The organism is Hymenobacter sediminicola (genome assembly GCF_014250515.1).
GTDB classification, from domain to species: domain Bacteria; phylum Bacteroidota; class Bacteroidia; order Cytophagales; family Hymenobacteraceae; genus Hymenobacter; species Hymenobacter sediminicola.
Genome location: NZ_CP060202.1, coordinates 1,733,732 through 1,750,622, shown reverse-complemented (window position 1 = coordinate 1,750,622; position 16,891 = coordinate 1,733,732). Strand labels below are relative to the sequence as shown.

The following is a 16,891-nucleotide window of genomic DNA, read 5'->3' as shown; positions in this document are numbered from 1 at the left end:
GCAGCTTCTGCTGGTAATGTTTGGCTGCAAGCCAGCATCTTATCAGCTTAATCTGTATATTTCCTATTCTTCAGGCAACGCTATTACCCGAAGTGCCATCTGTTCTTTAGAGAAACCAACAACATGGCCTTTTTCTGGTGAGTGAGAGGCCAACTCGAAGAAGTCCACTTATCTACTGTGCTGCAACCAGTAGATAAGTGGCTTCTTCATTCTTAGCAGTTTCACACAATAAAGCAGTCTGCCCCAGTGCCGACCTCAATCATTCAAACGATTGGGGCCGGCAGCGGGGCGGACTGCTTTGTTTCAGGGGGCTACCGGCCTTGTGGCCTGCAGCTATATTTCATTCATGTCAGGATGTTACTACTTCCAGCCCTTTGCGCTGCCCCAGCTCCAGCAACAGAGCAAAAGCCTCGTCGTACTCGTTGCGGATTGTCCCCTCCAGAATAGCGTCTAGCAGTGCTTCTTTTAGCTCACCTACCTCGCGGCTGGGCTTTAAGCCGAAGGTTGCCATGATGATTTCGCCGGTGATAACTGGTTTGAAGTTGCGCAGGTGGTCCTTCTCCTCTACCTCCTTCAGCTTCTGCTCCACCACATCAAAATTGCGCAGGTAGCGGTTCTTGCGGTCGTAGTCCTTGCTAGTGATGTCGGCGCGGCAGAGCAGCATGAGCCGGTCGATGTCGTCGCCGGCCTCGAACAGCAGGCGGCGCACCGCCGAGTCCGTCACGATTTCCTTGGACAGCACAATGGGCCGCAGGTGCAGGCGCACCAGCTTCTGCACCTGGCGCATCTCTTCGCCCAGCGGCAGCTTGAGGTCGGTGAAGATGCCGGGCACCCAGCGCGCGCCCTTGTCCTCGTGGCCGTGGAAAGTCCAGCCTACCCGCTTGTCGTAGCGCTTGGTGGCGGGCTTGGCAATGTCGTGCAAGATGGCCGCCCAGCGCAGCCACAGGTCGCCGCCGGCTGCTACCACGTTGTCGAGCACCTGTAGGGTGTGGTAGAAGTTGTCTTTGTGTGCGTGCTGGCCCACCTTTTCCACACCCTGCAGCAGGGCCATTTTCGGGAAGATGAGCTGCAGCAGGCCGCTACTGAACAGCAGCTTAAAGCCGTAGCTCGGCTTCGGGGCCATGATAATCTTGTTCAGCTCGGTCGTAATCCGCTCCTGCGACACAATTTTGATGCGCTCCTTATTGCGGGCCAGCGCGTCGAACGTGTCGGGGTCGATATCGAAATCCAGCTGGGTGGCAAACCGAATGGCGCGCAGCATGCGCAGCGGGTCGTCGGAGAAGGTGATATCCGGGTCGAGGGGCGTCCGGATGAGCTTGCGCTGCAGGTCGCCCATGCCGTCGTAGCGGTCCACCAACTGACCATAGGTTTCGGGGTTCAGGCTCAGGCCCAGAGCGTTGATGGTGAAATCGCGCCGCGCCAGATCTTCTTCCAGTGTGCCGGCCTCTACTTCGGGCTTGCGGCTTTCGGCGCGGTAGCTTTCCTTGCGGGCTCCCACAAACTCCACCTCTATTTCCAGGGTGGGCAGCATAGCCGTTCCGAAGTTTCTGAACACCGTGACGCGCGGCCGGCCGGGCAGTTTGCGCCCCACCGCCTGGGCCAGCTGAATTCCGTCGCCGACGCACACCACGTCCACGTCCTTACTCTCCCGAGCCAGCGCCAAATCCCGCACGTAGCCCCCGATGACATAAGCCGGAAAGCCCAATTCGCCGGCGGCATCGGCAATAGTGCGGAATAATGGAAGGTCTGGCAGCTGCGGAGTATGCATACAAAACGGGTTAGGGCGCAAAGGTAAGGCACTCGTCTTATTGCGGCGGCCGACACCCCGGATGCAATGGCTTCCTGAAAGAGCAAAAGCCCCTTCCGAACCTGGTTCGGAAGGGGCTTTTGCTGTGAAGCGGAGAAGACTACTGCTTGGCAGGAACCTCTTCTACTACTTTGTTGGCTTCTTTGTTAACTACTACAGCCGTGTCGCCGGTCGTAGGAGCTACTTCGGCTTTCATGTCAGCGGCAGCGTTGTCAGCGGCATTTTCTACAGCGTCGCCAGCATTTTCGGTAGCGTTGGCGGCATCGTTGGTAGCGCTTTCGGCAGTAGCCTCAGCGTTTTCCTGCGTCTTTTCCGAGCACGAAGCCAGAGCGAAAGGAGCGAAAGCAGCCAGAACGAGCAGGGATTTGAAAGAGCGTTTCATAGTTGAGGGAGGAATGAAGTTTCTGATGAAAGAATTCCCGCTTCATACGCCTCTGCTCAAATGGTAACCCGCCCCACCAATATTTTTTGCGCCCTGCCACCATGCCGGTAGTTTCCGGCCGTAGCCCGGCGTCAGTCGCGCAGCACCTCCAGCCCGCCGTTGGGCAGCACCCGTACCACGCGGGAAGGCGTAGCCGGCGTGGCATCATTCTGGCGCCAGTGGGCCACATACTCGACTTTGCGCACCAGCTGCGGGTCTATTTCGGCGTAGATGCCCGGCGTAGGGTCGCCGCTCAGGTTGGCCGATGTAGAAACCAGCCCGTGCCCCAGCCGGCGCACCACTTTACTGCAGAACTCGTCGGTGAGCACCACACGTAGTCCGATGGTGCCATCGGGAGCCAGCAGGTTGGGAGCCAGCAGCCGGCTGCCGGGCACCACGTAGGTGGTGGGGCGGGTCTGGGCGGCCAGCAATTCTGCCAGGTTCGGCGGTACTACGGCGGCATACCGGGCAAACATTGCCTCGTCGGCCACCAGCACGATGCAGGCTTTTTCGGCCGGGCGGTTTTTGAGCTTGTACACCTTCTCCACGGCCGGCGGCGCTTCCGCGTCGCAACCCAGGCCCCAGACGGTGTCGGTCGGGTACAGAATCACCTGCTGCATCAGCAGCGCATCCACCGCGGCATCTACCTCCTCACGGAAAAACTTGGTACTCATAGGCCAGGCAACTTGAAAGACGACAGGAAAATCGGAGGCACAGCAAAGGTACTACGTGCTCTGAGCGGCGGCGGCTTACGCCTCAATAGACTGGCACAGCTCTACCAGCACGCCACCAGCCGATTTTGGATGCACGAAACACACCAACTTGTTATCGGCTCCGCGCTTGGGCTCCTCGTTCAGCAGCTGAAAGCCCTCGGCCCGCAGCCGCGCCATTTCGGCCCGGATGTCGTCTACCTCAAACGCTACGTGGTGAATTCCTTCCGGCTTCTTCTCCAGATACCGCGTGATGGCGCTGTCGGGCGAGGTGCCGGCCAGCAGCTCAATCTTGGAGCCCCCCACCTGGAAAAACACCGTGTCCACAGCCTCTGAGGCCACATGTTCGTGTTTGTAGGGCTCCTGCCCCAGCAGCTTTGTGTATAAAGCAGTAGCCGCCGTCAGGTCCTTAACGGCGAGGCCCAGGTGTTCGAGATTGGTGAGCATAGGGTGGTTGAAAATGCGGGCGCGCCCCATAGCGAGGCTTCTTTGTATTTGTTCTACTTTTGCAGTTGCAAATGTGGGAAGAAAGTAAAACCTGTTTATCAGTTTTTGTGTTCTACCTGCGAATGATTCTCCGCTGAAACCAGACCCCGAGCCATGCTCAAACTACCTATTTACCTCGACAACAACGCTACTACGCCCCTCGACCCGCGTGTACTGGAGGCGATGATGCCGTATCTGACCGAGGTGTTCGGCAATGCGGCCTCACGCAACCATCCTTTCGGCTGGGCTGCCGAGGAAGCCGTTGACTACGCCCGTGAGCAGATTGCCGGTCTGATCAACTGCGACCCCAAAGAAATCATCTTTACCTCTGGTGCCACTGAGTCTGACAACCTGGGCATCAAGGGCGTGTTTGAGATGTACGCGCAAAAAGGCAACCACATCATCACAACTACCACGGAGCACAAGGCCGTACTCGATACCTGCAAGCACATCGAGAAACTCGGTGGCCGGGTTACTTACCTGCCCGTCGATGCGGAAGGCCTGATTAGCCTGGAAGCGCTGGAAGCCGCCATGACGCCGGAAACCATTCTGGTAACCATCATGTACGGCAACAACGAAACCGGCACCATTCAGCCCATCCGCGAAATTGCCGCCATTGCCCACAAGCACGGCGCGCTGTTCATGACGGACGGCACGCAGGCAGTAGGTAAAATCCCGGTAGACGTCATTGCCGACGGCATCGACCTGATGGCTTTCACGGCGCACAAAATGTATGGCCCCAAAGGCGTAGGTGCGCTGTATGTGCGTCGCAAAAACCCACGTGTGAAAGTAACCGCCCAGATGGACGGTGGTGGCCACGAGCGGGGCATGCGTTCCGGCACCCTCAACGTGCCTGGCATTGTTGGCCTAGGCAAAGCCTGTGAGCTGGCTCGCTTGGAAATGGCGGCCGATACGGCCCGCCTGAGCGCCATGCGCGACCGGCTGGAGAAAGAGCTGCTGACGCTGGAAGAAAGCTACGTGAATGGCTCGGTAGAACACCGCCTGCCCCATGTGGCCAACATCAGCTTTAAGTATGTAGAAGGCGAAGGCCTGATGATGGGCGTGAAAGACCTGGCCGTATCATCCGGCTCTGCTTGTACTTCAGCCTCTCTGGAGCCTTCGTACGTACTCAAAGCCTTGGGCCTCAGCGACGACCTCGCCCACAGCTCCCTGCGCTTCGGCCTGAGCCGCTTCACCACCGACGAGCAGATCGACTACGCCATCAACCACGTAAAAGAAGCCGTTACGAAGCTGCGCGAAATGTCGCCGCTGTGGGAGATGTTCAAGGAGGGCATCGACCTCAACTCCATTGAGTGGGCTGAACATTAATTTTTTAGAACTTAGAGTTGAGAACCACGACTGTAGTCATGATTCTCCGTCTGGGTTCTGAGTTCTAAAAGCTGACATCTAAATTTCAATCAAAGCCATGGCTTACTCCGATAAAGTAATCGACCATTACAGCAACCCCCGCAACGTGGGCACGCTGGACAAGAGCAAGAAGAACGTAGGTACCGGCCTAGTGGGCGCGCCTGAGTGCGGCGACGTGATGCGTCTGCAAATCGAGGTTGACGAAGCTACCAACACCATCACCGACGCCAAATTCAAAACCTTCGGTTGCGGCTCGGCCATTGCCTCGTCGTCGTTGGCGACGGAGTGGCTGAAAGGCAAGACCGTGGATGAGGCCCTGGCCATTGACAACATGGAGATTGTGGAAGAGCTGGCCTTGCCGCCCGTGAAAATCCATTGCTCGGTGCTGGCTGAAGATGCCATCAAATCGGCCATCAACGACTACCGGGTGAAAAACGGTATGCCGGAGCTGGAAATGGCGAAGTCGCACCACTAGTAGAGCCCAGAAACCGTATGTGAGAAGCCGGATGCTGCTGATAAGGTGGCATTGGCTTCTCACATTCATTTTCCATCTTTTTACTTCCAGACAATGGACGTCACTCCCTCCGACGTACACGTAGAAAGTGCCCGGATTCAGCGGCAGATAGAAGACTATCTGGGGCTGGGGCCGGGCAATTTGCTGTTTGAGTTCCGGCAACTGGACGGGCAGACACGCCTAGACCTTATAACAGTAAACCCGCGTCACCAGCAGAGCTTTCTGTTTCGCTACGAAATGGGGCACGATAAGCTGGATGCGCTACGCAAGATGCTGGCCTATGTGCAGCGCTACCGCGACGAGGAAAGCTCCTATACCATACAGTGGCGGGCCCGCGACGCGAAGGAGCTGCAAACCTCCTATTTCCGCGCCCACAACACCTACGAAGCCCTCGACAAGCTCTACTACGGCCGTGACCTGAGCACCATTACGGTATTCAGCGTAGTGCTGAACCCTAGTTCATAGTACCCAATTGGTCTGACTAAGTATAACGGAAGCGCATCACAGCGTCTCCGTTTTTTCACGGGTGACACAGTATTGCCTCAAGCTTTTTAGACTCTTTCTGAACAAGCGTTGTACCTTTGGTGTTCTGCTTCTAGAACTCTCCTCAATGCTGCCGGGTCGGTAGCTCTGATGGAGTTAGCCTTTTCTTCCCATGATTACTGTTTCTGATAAAGCCAAAGAGAAAGTAGAAAAGCTCATGCACGATGCGGAGCTGGACGCCACGTACCGCCTGCGTGCCTCGGTGGCAGGTGGCGGCTGCTCGGGCCTTAGCTACAAGCTCGACTTCGACAACGAAGTGAAGCCCATGGACCAGGAGTTTGAGGATAAGGGCGTGCGCGTGGTGGTGGACATGAAAAGCTTCCTCTACCTGGCCGGCACCCAGCTCGACTTTTCCGACGGGCTGAACGGCAAAGGCTTCTATTTCGACAATCCGAATGCATCCCGCACCTGTGGCTGCGGCGAGAGCTTCTCCGTTTAACCAGCCTACGGGCTAACGGCCAACAACTGTATTACAACAGAAGGGGCGCTATCCGAATGGATAGCGCCCCTTCTGTTGTAATAGAAACTTATAAACAGCCGTACTACAGTTCGCGCACGAAGCGCTGAATCTGGCGGCCGGCACCAGTGTTGAGCTCCAGGAAGTATGACCCGGCGCGCAGCGTCTGTACATCGAGGGTGCTGCCACCGGTGGCTTCACCGGCCAGTACAGCCTGGCCCAGCGGGTTCAGGATGCGGTAGCGCACCGTGCCGATGCCAGGGGCCAGCACGATGCTGCCGGTGGTAGGATTGGGGAAGAACGTGGCTTTGGTGCCCCCGCCCGACTGCACCGCTACTGCCGGCGAGTAGGTTTCGGTGCCATCGGTATCCGTCTGGAGCAGGCGGTAGTAGCTGGTGCCGCTCAGGGGCCGCGCATCAAGCCATTCGTAGGAGTGGGCCTGGGTGGAGGTGCCGTGGCCGGCTACCTGGCCTATTGTTTCAAACTTATCGGCGGTGGTGCCGCGCTGCACTTTGAAGCCGGCGTTGTTTTTCTCGGAAGCCGTGGCCCAACGCACCTGCGTGCCTTTGCTGGTGGCTTCGGCCGTGAAGGATTTCAGCTCTACCGGCAGCGGGGCGCTGCTGCCTACTGTTACCTCATCGATAATCCAGATTTCGTCGGCGCTGTTGTTGCTGGCAATGATGGAAAAGCGGACAGACAGCGCACCGTTCGGCAGATTGATACGAAAATTGTCGTATCCGTCGCCATTGTGGTTATCATTGCCTGTGCTGGGACCAATTATTGTCGGGTTGGCGCTAGACGTGTAGCCAACGGTTTTCTGAGCGCCTGGCGTGAAATTCCAATAGCCATTACCGGTACCGTTTTGCTTGCCTGTAATGCGTAAGGTATTTGCATATGTCTGTCCTCCATCAATGCTCACATTCACATTGATTACATCATCAACGTCCAACCCGGCGCTACCTGAAGTTCCCCAGGCAGCCACCCGAAACTGGATGTAGTTGCCGGTAGAAGTAGCTGTAGTAGTACGGTTGCGGAACATCAGGCCTTCTGTGCCATTCTGAATGCGCCAGGCACTACCGCTTGCTGCAGATAGGTTGTCACCGGCATTGCGCCACCCAGTTGGGGCCGTGCTACCAATAAATGCGGGCGTTCCTTCGTACCCCAGTTCAGTTGCGGTGTTGTTGTTGGTTCCGTTGAAACTCTGCACAGCAGTAGATTGTGCCTGTGCGCCCAGAGTACCCGCCCCTACTGTTGCTGCAAGAAGCAAGGTGCGAGAGAACACACTAAGTCTGGAAAAGGGAGCGTAGGTACGTTGCATGGTGCTAGAAGGTTGGCTTATTTTTTCATAAATAAAGGCAAATAATTCCTACATCCTATGTCTTTGCTATACTCATTTTTATATCAACTATGATTTATTCCGAACTCCGCTATTGCGCTAACACTAATATTAAAATTACCCTATTGTATGTCAGCCGCTTACACGCACACTCCAGCCTCAAAGCACATAGTGTGGCCTACACCGTGAAGTATAGCCGCTCCCTGTCCTCTACGGTTGTACGCCGCTGAGTAGCGTGCACCCATTGCCGGATTCCGGAAAGCACAACGCCTCCCCCACGGTAGTGAGAGAGGCGCGGTGTGGCGGGGAAGCAGAGCAGAGCCCCGCTCCGAAAACGGAAGGCGCTAGTCCAGCTTGGTGAACTTGCGAACAGTGCGGCCGGCACCGGAGGTTACTTCCAGCTGGTAGAGGCCGGCCGGCAGCTTCGCTACATCGAGGGTGGCGGTGCCGGTGGGGGCCTGCCCTTCCAGCACTACGCTACCCACTGTGCTGATGACGCGGTAGGTAGCAGCCGTTGCGGGCGCTACCAGCGTCAGGGAGGCGCGGGTGGGGTTCGGGTACAGGGCCAGCTCCTTGCCGGGCGCTACCGTCACGACGGGCGAGAACGTGGCTTTGCCGTTGGTATCGAGCTGGCGCAGGCGGTAGTAGGCGAGCGTGGCCAGCGGCTGACGGTCCACGATGCGGTAGTCGTGGCGGCGGGTGGTGGTGCCGTGCCCTTCTACGCTCTCCAGGGTGCTGAAGGCGTTGCCGTCGGCGGAGCGCTGCACCTCAAAGCGGGCGTTGTCTTTCTCCGAAGCCGTAGCCCAGGCTACGTTCACTACCTCGCCCTGCCGCTCTGCCGCGAAGCTGATCAGCGTGACGGGCAGCGGGTTGGTGCCGGGCGTCTGGTTGCCGAGCGTGAAGATGTTCTGCAGGTTGAAGTCAGCGGCAAACGCGTCGGAGATGATGGCTCCCGTAGGGTTGCCGGTACCGCCGCTGCTCTGGCCCCGGTCTTCGTACGGCGCCCCGTTCACGGAGCGCAGCACCCGCAGGAACGAGGGGTCATTCACCCCGTCGTCGGTGCCGTAGGTGAGAGTGACCTGAGCCGCCGTGACGGCCGCCGTGCCCGAGAGGCGACTGAGCGTGTAGTAGCGCACGGCCGAGCGGCGCGTGATGTTGGCCGGCAGCCCGAAGTCCGGCGACACGCCATTGATAACCTCCATCTGATAAACGGCCGTGCCGGTCTGGCTCACGTTGAGCGTGAAGGGCCGGACGATGCCGTCTTTACCGATGGGGAACGTGCGGTTGGTGTTGCCGTCATACTCCCAGGCCAGCGGGCCATCCACGAAGCTCGTGGCCGTGATGGTAGGCGTGGCCGGCACAATGGCAGCAGAAGAGCGCAGCGTCAGCAGGTTGGCGGTAGTCGTGAGCAGGCGGCCCTGGGTCAGAAGCAGCGCACTCTCCACCGTGGCCATGCCCAGCACGGCTACGGCCTCGGAAGCCGAGGGCAGGTTCACTTCTACATCGTAGTAGTTGCCGGCGCGCAGCGCAAACTGCTCATCGACGAAGCGCGGGCGGCCTACCACGGCACCCCAGCCGCTACCCACCCGAATACCATCAACTACCAGGTTCTGGTTGTTGGAGTTCTGGCGCAGCACCACTGAGTTGATATCCACCTCTGAGGCACCGCTGCCGCCGAAAGTGATAGGGAAGTCGGCGACCTGCGGAACAGTAGGTTCCACCACAGGCGTATTCTGGTCGAGTACGTAGAGGCGCAGCACGTCGTCGTTGGAGCCCGGGTTGCGGGTGTAGCGGATCACGACGGTGTAGGTCTGGCCGTAGGCGTACGCCAGCGGGCCGCTGCCATCGGCCGCATAATTGATCAGGGTATTGCTGCCACCCGTGCTACCGGCGAAGCTCACCCCGATGTTGTAGCCGGGGCCGCTGGCGTTGGCGCGGAAGTGAATTCGACCCCGGGTTTCACCGTTGCCGGCACCCGAAAGGCTGACATAGTAGTCATCATTGCTGCCGATACCGTTGGCGCCCACGTTTACGAGGAATGAGGTGTAGAGCGTACCGGCCGTGAGCGAGGGCGAGAACGTGCGGCGCACATCCTGGCCGTCGGCGTCGAGCTTGGCGGCCGTGCCCAGGCTGGGCGTACCGTACTGGCTGGCGCTCAGGGTCAGGTTATCGGTCTGGATGGCGTTGGTGGTGCCACCGCTGAACGCTGTCCAGTTGCCGGTGGCGGTGAGCGTGGTGCCCAGCGGGTAGTCGAAGGCCTCTTCCATGTACAGCTCGCCGGGGCCGGTGGTGGCTACCGGAGCGCTGGTGGTGGCGTCGTTGTTGGCGGTGAGGTTGGTCAGGTAGTTGGTGTTGCCGCCGGTACCGTTGTACTCATACAGGCGGAAGTAGTACGTCACGCCGGGCGTCAGGCCGGTCACCGTCACGCCGGGGGTATTGGCCGGGCTGCGCAGCACCACGTAGTTCTGGCTCCCGATTTCGCTGCCGGCCCCAAAGGCGGGGCTGGCCGTGTAGGCAATGCCATCAATCGGGTCGGCGGTGATGGGCGTTGCCTGCCGCACGACCAGCAGGCGGCCGCTGCCGTCGCCGGACGTCACGTTCACGCGGATGGACGTGCTGGTGATGGCCCCGAAGGTGATACCCCCCACCGTGGTGGGCTCGGCGGCCAGCGAAGCCGGAGCCGCTACCGTGCCCGACAAGGCTACCGAAGCCGCGAAGCCACCGCTGACGTTGGTGACGCTGCCCGCGCTGTAGCTGCCGGCCGCAATCGTGTTGCGCAGGCGCACATAAATAGTCTGGTTGACGCTGCCGCTGCTGCGGGCCACCGTCAGCGACGAGGTGTAGGTGCCGGCGGCGGCCGTGGCTACCTCGTAGCCGTTGGGAGCCGTTACCACCACATCGGCCAGGAGGCCGGAGCCGGTGAGCAGGTAGCTCTGGGCAGCCGAGTTCTGGCCCACGGTAGCCGTGAAGCCGGCCAGGGCGTTCGGGGCGGCCTGCAGGCCGGGAGCCGGATTGACGGTTCCGCTGAGGGCTATCTGCACCGGAGCCGCTACGCTGGCCGAGTTGTTGTCGAGGTTGCCGGTGAAGGTACCCTGGTTTACGCCGGTCAGGCGCACGTAGATGGTGGTAGTGGCCACGTTGCCGCTGGCGTTGGTAGGCAGCGTAAACGAGTTGGTGTATGGACCGCCAACGGCGGTGGCGGCTTCAAAGCCGGCCGGCGTCGATACAACGATGCCGGCATTGCCGAGGCCGTCGCCGCGCACGGTGTAGGTCTGGGTGGCCGAGGGCGTGCCCTGCGTGGTGGTAAAACCCGACAGGCTGGCCGTGGAAGCCGTGATGGTCGGCGTGGCTACCACCGTGAAGGCGGGGCCGGTAGCCGTGTTGGTGCCATCCGTCACGCTCACCGTCTGTGCCCCGGTTGGGGTGTTGGTGTCTACCGTGGCCGTGAGCTGGGTAGCGCTGACCACCGCAACGGCGGTGGCCGCCGTAGAACCGAAAAAGACACCCGTAACACCGGTAAGGTTACCACCATTGATGGTTACAACCGTGCCGGTAGGGCCGCTGGTAGGCGTGATGCTGCTGATGAAGGGAGCAGTTGAGGCAGCTGATAAAGTGCCGAACAACTTCACATTATCAACGAACCAAGTTCCTCCTGCTGCCTCAGAGTCGTATCCGTAAATCCGGAATGTTATCGGAGACTGCACTGTAGCAAAAGCACTACCTAGCGTAATAGTTTGGTCTGTACGCACCAAGTCGTTATCCGGAACCGATACTACTCTATCGATAGTCGTAGTGTATCCGTCTAAGCTTGAGCGAATTTCCCATAAGCGAATACCTGTATTTGAGCGGCGCTCATCCAGAACTATAGATTGGAGTGCGGCTGCATATCCGGAAGCGGGAGCAAAAGTAAATTCAAAGTAGTCGTTCGCGTCACGGCTGGCAGCCGTTGTCCAGCTCTGCGCCCGGTAATCACCGTTTACAGTAACACCATTAACGCCTGTGCCATTTGAGAAGTTGGAACCGGTTACGTTTGCTGCCTGTACCGGTGTGAGTGCCCCAGATGTAAAAGTGTATTCCAGCAACGGCGCTACCGAAGCCGCCGTAACGGTGCCCTGCACTGGCCGAGAGGCAGTGTTGGTACCGCTAACGAAGTCGATGGTACCGTCGAATGTGCCAACAGCCGCGCCGCTCAGACGCACAAACACGTTGCCGCCCGTAGCGGCCAGCGTTAGGGTGTTGGTCGCGCCCGTGAAGTTGCCGGAAGTCGCCGACAGTTCATAGCCAGCCGGAGCCGTTACCTCAATCGGAGCCGACAGGGCGGTACCTGTCACGGTAAAGCTCTGCTGGCCGGAAGGGGTACCTTGTGTAGTAGAAAAGACCAGGGTACCGGTGCCTCCTACATCAATGCCGGGCGTAGGCGCCGCTGTGACGTTGCCGCTTACCGTGACAGTGGGCGTAGTTGTAGTGCCGCCGCCGGCGTGGGTGATGGTTTCGGTGTTGTAGTTGCCCTGGGCCAGGCCGGCTTTCAGCCGCACGTAGATTGGCGTAGCGGCCAACGCACCACCCATATAAGCTACCGTCACGCTGGTACCAAAGCCACTGGCACTGCTCAACGACACTTCGTAGTTTGTGCTGCCTGATACAGTGATATCACCAGCAGCTGGGGTAAGGTTGCTGCCGCTCAGGTCGTAGGACTGCGAAGCCGAAGGACCGCTGCCCGCTACATAGGTAAAGCCAGTGAGGGTGGCAGGATTTACGGTGAGTGTTGGCGCGGTAGATGCAGCAACTAACTTCAGGTTGCGCAGTCTAACTGAAGCCCCTGACGCAGCATTGACGGTAAATCTTAGCTTCACATTCGCGACAGTCGGCACATTAATGTTACCTCCGGCAATGTAATTGGTGCCAGATGGTGCGGCTGTAGTGAATGTCTGTGCGGCTGGATAAGTCGTTCCTCCATCCGTGGATATAGATACAGTCAGTGGATTGCCTGTTCCACTACCAAACGTCGCGACATCTACCGTAAATGTGGCAGTACTATATGATGACAGGTCATAGGTATCGGTAGTGATGATATCCGCAGGCGAGCCTCTCTCAATAAGGTAGTAGCTAGATCTATCAATTGCGTTAGCCGTCACACCGTTTACGGCTGTCCATCCAGTAGGGAATGCAGTTGTTGGATTCCCTGAAAGGTTAAATATCGTCGTCTGCCCCCACCCTACTATGGGGCTGAGGAGCAGCAGGAAAGCAAACAGCACCCGCAGCAGGGGGCCGGAGCGTAAGACAGGGGGCGGCGTAACGGTGTGCAGCATACGAACGGTACGAGGGATGAATGGATGTGCGAAGGGGTGGTCCGACCGCAAAGGTACAAGTTGTTCGGGGTCAAGTCCAACAAACTACACATTATCGAATGATTACGCCAGCAAACGGGCACAAAAAAAGCCCCCGGCCAAGGCCGGGGGCTTTTCACTATAGTAGCTGACGAACAGTTAGTTCTTCACCACTTTGCGGGTCACTTTCTGGTCGCCGGAGCCTACCGTCACCATGTAGGTGCCAGCTTGCAGAGCGCTCAGGTCCAGCTCACCCGTTACGGGCAGCGTCTCTTCGCGCACCAGGCGGCCGGTCAGGTCCAGAATCTGCACGCGCAGGGCGGCAGCGTTGGCAGCCTGTGGCAGCAGGATGGTGAGCTTGCCCGACGTTGGGTTCGGGTAGAAGCTAGCCTCGGTCAGGCCGGCGTTCTTCACAATCACTGCAGGCGAGTACACAAACTTACCGTCCGTGTCAATCTGCTTCAGGCGGTAGTAGCTCAAGCCGGGCAGCGGCTGGTTGTCCACGTCGGTGTAGGTAGTGCGGGCAGTGGTAGTACCACGGCCTTCCTTATACGATACCGTCGAGAACTGCTGGCCGTTCTGGCTGCGCTGTACTTCAAAGCCACGGTTGTTTTTCTCCGAAGCAGTTACCCACTCCAGGTTCACCTTACCGTTGCGGAGCTGAGCCGTGAAGCTCACCAGCTCTACTGGCAGCGGCAGCTGCACCGTGATGGGCAGGTTCGGGGTTTTGAAGTTCTCAGCACCCAGTACCTGGTCGTTGTTGTACTCAAAACCGAAGAAGAAGTAGTTCACGCCAGGGGTCAGGCCCGTGATAATAGCGGTAGTAGCGGAGCTGGCGAATACAACGAAGTTACCGTTGATGCGTGAGCCGTTGCCATACACGTTGTTACCTGGGTCATACGGGGTGGCGTCCTGCGGGAAGAAGCCGGGAGTCAGCGTGTTGCTGGTGCTGGCAATGATCAGGCGGTTTTCACCGAAGCCAGCGCCTTCTGGGTTGCCGGGGAACGGCGAGCCGTCTTCCTGCATGAACACGATGGTTACGCTACGGCCATCAGCCGAGCGAGTCACCGTAGCCGACGACTGGCGAGTAGGCTCTACGTCGATGGAGTTACCACGCAGACGAGCATTCGGCACCCGCGTGAACTCTACGTTCGAGAACAGGTCAGGCGTACGGAACAGCAGGTCGGCGGTGGCCTGGCCTACACGCGAAGGAGCATACCGAACATACAGGGGCACTTGGGCCAAGCTGTCGTTTTCGTCAGGCGTGAAGATGAGGCTTGTACCGGGGAACTCATCATCAGGCTTGATGTCGCGGAAGTCAGCGAACTTCGAAATCTGGAACTGAGGCGTACGCGCTGGGTTCAGCGGCGAAGCCGTAGTGCCGGGCTCTGGGTCACGTGGTACACGTACTACTACTGGGCTGGCCAAACGGGCACCGCGCAACAGCAGGGTTTGCGTAGCCGACTTCTCAAACTTCACTAAGTTCACTACCGGCGTGAATGAGCCGATAACGTCAAGTTCCGGCTCGCTCGAACCGTTTACAGTTACGAACTGCGTACGGGCCGGAGCGCTGCTGTTCGACACTACCTGGCCGCGGTTGGTCTGCGGTCCGGGAGGGAAGTAACGAACATAGATAGTGGTCAGGTCCACGTCGCCGTTCAGCGTCGGGTCAGAAGAGCCCGTGATACGGGGCAGCACCAGCGAGTTGCCGGTAGTAGAGCCCAGCGAGTTGAATCCACCAGCAGCGTTCGGGTCAGCCGACAGCGCAATCTGGAAGAACTGAGGAGCCGTGATGGTCAGGTCCTGCAGCAGGTTATCAGCCGATACGTTGTACGACTTCACCGTAGAAGGAACACCAGGTGAGGTACTGAACTCCGTCAGGATAGGGTTGGTCAGCGAGATGTCGGAAATAGCGCCGCTCGGGTTGTTTGCAGTCACTGCCACGTTCACCGTAGTAGCGCTAGGGCTAGTCAGCGCAATGTTGCCCGTAAACGAACCTATAGCCACCGCCGACACTAGGCGTACCTCAATAATCTGGTTGGTGATGTTGCCCGATGGGTTAGGGTTGATAACAAGCGGACCGCTTGAGAAGCTACCCGCAACACCCGTGATGTTGCGAATCTCGATGTTAGCGTTCGAAGGCGTTAGCGTCAGAGGACCGCTCAGGTTGGTTGCGCTTACCGTGAAGGTCTGCGTCTGCGCCGAACCGCTGTTCGTTACGGTCTGGAAGTCCAAGCCCGTCGTCGAAGAGTTGATGGTTGGCGTAACCGGAGCTGCCGTACCCGAGCCGCTAACGGCCACAACGGCTTGCGAGCCAGCGTTGCCGGTAGCCACTACATTGCCAGTAATGGTACCCGTAGTGCCAGGTACGAAACGAACGTCAACCTGCTGGTTGAGGCTACCACCACTCGTAGTCAGCGTAATGGGGTTAGGCGAGAAAGGTGCTGCACCTACCCGGATTTCGAAGCCGTTCGGAGCCGTTACCGTTACGTTGCCGGTCAGGTCCTGGCCCGTGAGCTGGAACGACTGCAGTGCCGAGCTGGTACCTACCGTCTGGGCACCGAAGGCCAGCGTGTTCGGATTAGCCGTCAGGATTGGCTGTGGAGCCAGCGCATTGCCGGTGATGGCAATGTTGCGCGTGTTGGCACCCGTGCTGCTCACCGTCAGCGTACCGCCGGTTGGATCAGGATATGGGCCAGGCGAAGTAGCCAGCGTAGGAGCGAAAATCACATCCACCAGCTCCGACACGTTACCGTTGACGTTTGGCGTCAACTGAATAGACTGCGTGTAAGCGTTAGTAGTACCTGCAACGCGTACCAGGAAGCCGGCCGGAGCCGTCACGGTAGCTACAGTAGTCAGGTTGCTACCCGTTACGGTCAGTTCCTGCGGAGCCGAGCGTTGGTTGGTAGGCGTGTCCGGGAAGATCTGGCTATCAATCGTAGCCGTCAGCGTAGGCGTCAGCGAGTTCACCCGCACGTCATCCAGACGGAAGTCTTTGGTCGTGTTGCCAGGAGTTGTAGTGGTGCCGGTAGCCTGGGTGGTACGCACGAAGCGCACGGCCAGCGAGTTAACGTTGGGCAAGGCAGCGTCTACAGAATACAGGTTCCAAGCGAAGCTAGTGCCGCCAGCCGTGTTGTTCGTGTTGCGCGAGTACTCAACCGTAGTAGAAGTAGCAAAATTGTCGGTCGAATACTGCACCAGGAAGTCTCCAGTAGCCGGAGCCACCCCCTGCTGCGTGTACAGGCCAAAGGTCAGCTGTACCCGGCTCAGGGCAGCTGTATTGATGTTTGAAATCCGGAAGTCCAGGGGCAGAACCAAAGCTCCGGTAGCTGGGCCACCAAAGAAGATGGAAGCGCCACCGGAAGCACCAGTGTAGCCCGAAGAGCTGGCCGAAGTAGCCAGGCGGGCACTGCCACTATAGGTCAGAGTGCCAGTTTCCGAGCCGGTAGCATCAAAAGTGAAACCACCGCGGCTAGTGTAAGACACAACTCCTTCACGCGAAGTAGGAGTTACACCCGAATCAGTCATATCCTCCGAGAAGGTCTGGGCAAAACTGTTGAACGATACGGTCAACAACAGGAGTAGCATTGCCCAGAGGCGACTAGTAGGCCTTGCTTGCGACTCCCCCATCTGGGATTGAGGTCGGAAGGCCCGGCGCATGGTACGCAGGTAAGTGTTGGTCATAGTGCTATGAAAAATTAAGAGTTACGAAGGGAAAAAACTGGATTACGAGGAAAGGAAGGCTGTTGGTCTACAATGGAAACTGATGGCTAGTACGCAGAAAAAATCAGGAAGATTATTACATTTTCCATTTATTATGTGATTTTTGACATAAGCCGTCAAATAATGACAGCCCATTGTGCAACCCGGCTTCTCACATTCCATGCCAGCTTACTGCCTGTGTCTTTGTTTTTTGACTTAT

General features: G+C 58.3%; 11 protein-coding genes. 4 read left to right on the top strand and 7 right to left on the bottom strand.

Translation table 11 applies throughout. From position 1 onward, the window contains the following. Positions 1–349 precede the first annotated feature (349 nt). The 4 genes from H4317_RS07445 to mce form a co-directional block, all read right to left on the bottom strand. Positions 350–1,768, bottom strand: coding sequence for a CCA tRNA nucleotidyltransferase (locus H4317_RS07445; RefSeq protein ID WP_185889496.1), 1,419 nt, complete (start codon positions 1,766–1,768; stop codon positions 350–352). A 139-nt stretch (positions 1,769–1,907) separates the two neighbouring features. Then, the gene (locus H4317_RS07440; protein ID WP_185889495.1) at positions 1,908–2,189 is read right to left on the bottom strand and encodes a hypothetical protein; all 282 of its coding nucleotides are present in this window, start codon (positions 2,187–2,189) and stop codon (positions 1,908–1,910) included. Positions 2,190–2,320: 131 nt separating this feature from the next. Then, positions 2,321–2,902 carry an L-threonylcarbamoyladenylate synthase gene (locus H4317_RS07435; protein WP_185889494.1) on the bottom strand — a complete coding sequence of 194 codons (582 nt, stop codon included), beginning with the start codon at positions 2,900–2,902 and terminating at the stop codon, positions 2,321–2,323. A 75-nt stretch (positions 2,903–2,977) separates the two neighbouring features. After that, positions 2,978–3,385 carry a methylmalonyl-CoA epimerase gene (mce, locus tag H4317_RS07430; RefSeq protein ID WP_185889493.1) on the bottom strand — a complete coding sequence of 136 codons (408 nt, stop codon included), beginning with the start codon at positions 3,383–3,385 and terminating at the stop codon, positions 2,978–2,980. A gap of 153 nt (positions 3,386–3,538) precedes the next feature. Between mce and H4317_RS07425 the strand changes: the two genes are divergently transcribed. From H4317_RS07425 to H4317_RS07410, 4 genes are all read left to right on the top strand, one after another. Then, entirely contained in the window at positions 3,539–4,753 is a 1,215-nt protein-coding gene (locus tag H4317_RS07425; protein WP_185889492.1) for an IscS subfamily cysteine desulfurase, read from the top strand. Between the two features lie 97 nt (positions 4,754–4,850). Beyond that, positions 4,851–5,267 carry a Fe-S cluster assembly scaffold IscU gene (gene iscU / locus H4317_RS07420; protein WP_185889491.1) on the top strand — a complete coding sequence of 139 codons (417 nt, stop codon included), beginning with the start codon at positions 4,851–4,853 and terminating at the stop codon, positions 5,265–5,267. Positions 5,268–5,360: 93 nt separating this feature from the next. Then, a complete protein-coding gene (locus tag H4317_RS07415) occupies positions 5,361–5,771 on the top strand; it encodes a hypothetical protein (protein WP_185889490.1) in 411 nt (136 codons plus the stop codon). Positions 5,772–5,961: 190 nt separating this feature from the next. Beyond that, entirely contained in the window at positions 5,962–6,288 is a 327-nt protein-coding gene (locus H4317_RS07410; RefSeq protein WP_185889489.1) for a HesB/IscA family protein, read from the top strand. A 103-nt stretch (positions 6,289–6,391) separates the two neighbouring features. On the opposite strand, the gene H4317_RS07405 is transcribed toward H4317_RS07410, so the two are convergent. From H4317_RS07405 to H4317_RS07395, 3 genes are all read right to left on the bottom strand, one after another. Next, positions 6,392–7,624, bottom strand: coding sequence for a T9SS type A sorting domain-containing protein (locus tag H4317_RS07405; protein WP_185889488.1), 1,233 nt, complete (start codon positions 7,622–7,624; stop codon positions 6,392–6,394). Positions 7,625–7,986: 362 nt separating this feature from the next. Then, positions 7,987–12,495 (bottom strand): T9SS type A sorting domain-containing protein, encoded by a 4,509-nt coding sequence (locus tag H4317_RS07400; RefSeq protein ID WP_185889487.1) that lies wholly within the window; start codon positions 12,493–12,495, stop codon positions 7,987–7,989. Between the two features lie 633 nt (positions 12,496–13,128). Continuing rightward, positions 13,129–16,653: a T9SS type A sorting domain-containing protein gene (locus H4317_RS07395; protein WP_185889486.1), complete on the bottom strand. Its 3,525-nt coding sequence runs from the start codon at positions 16,651–16,653 to the stop codon at positions 13,129–13,131. Positions 16,654–16,891: the final 238 nt, after the last annotated feature.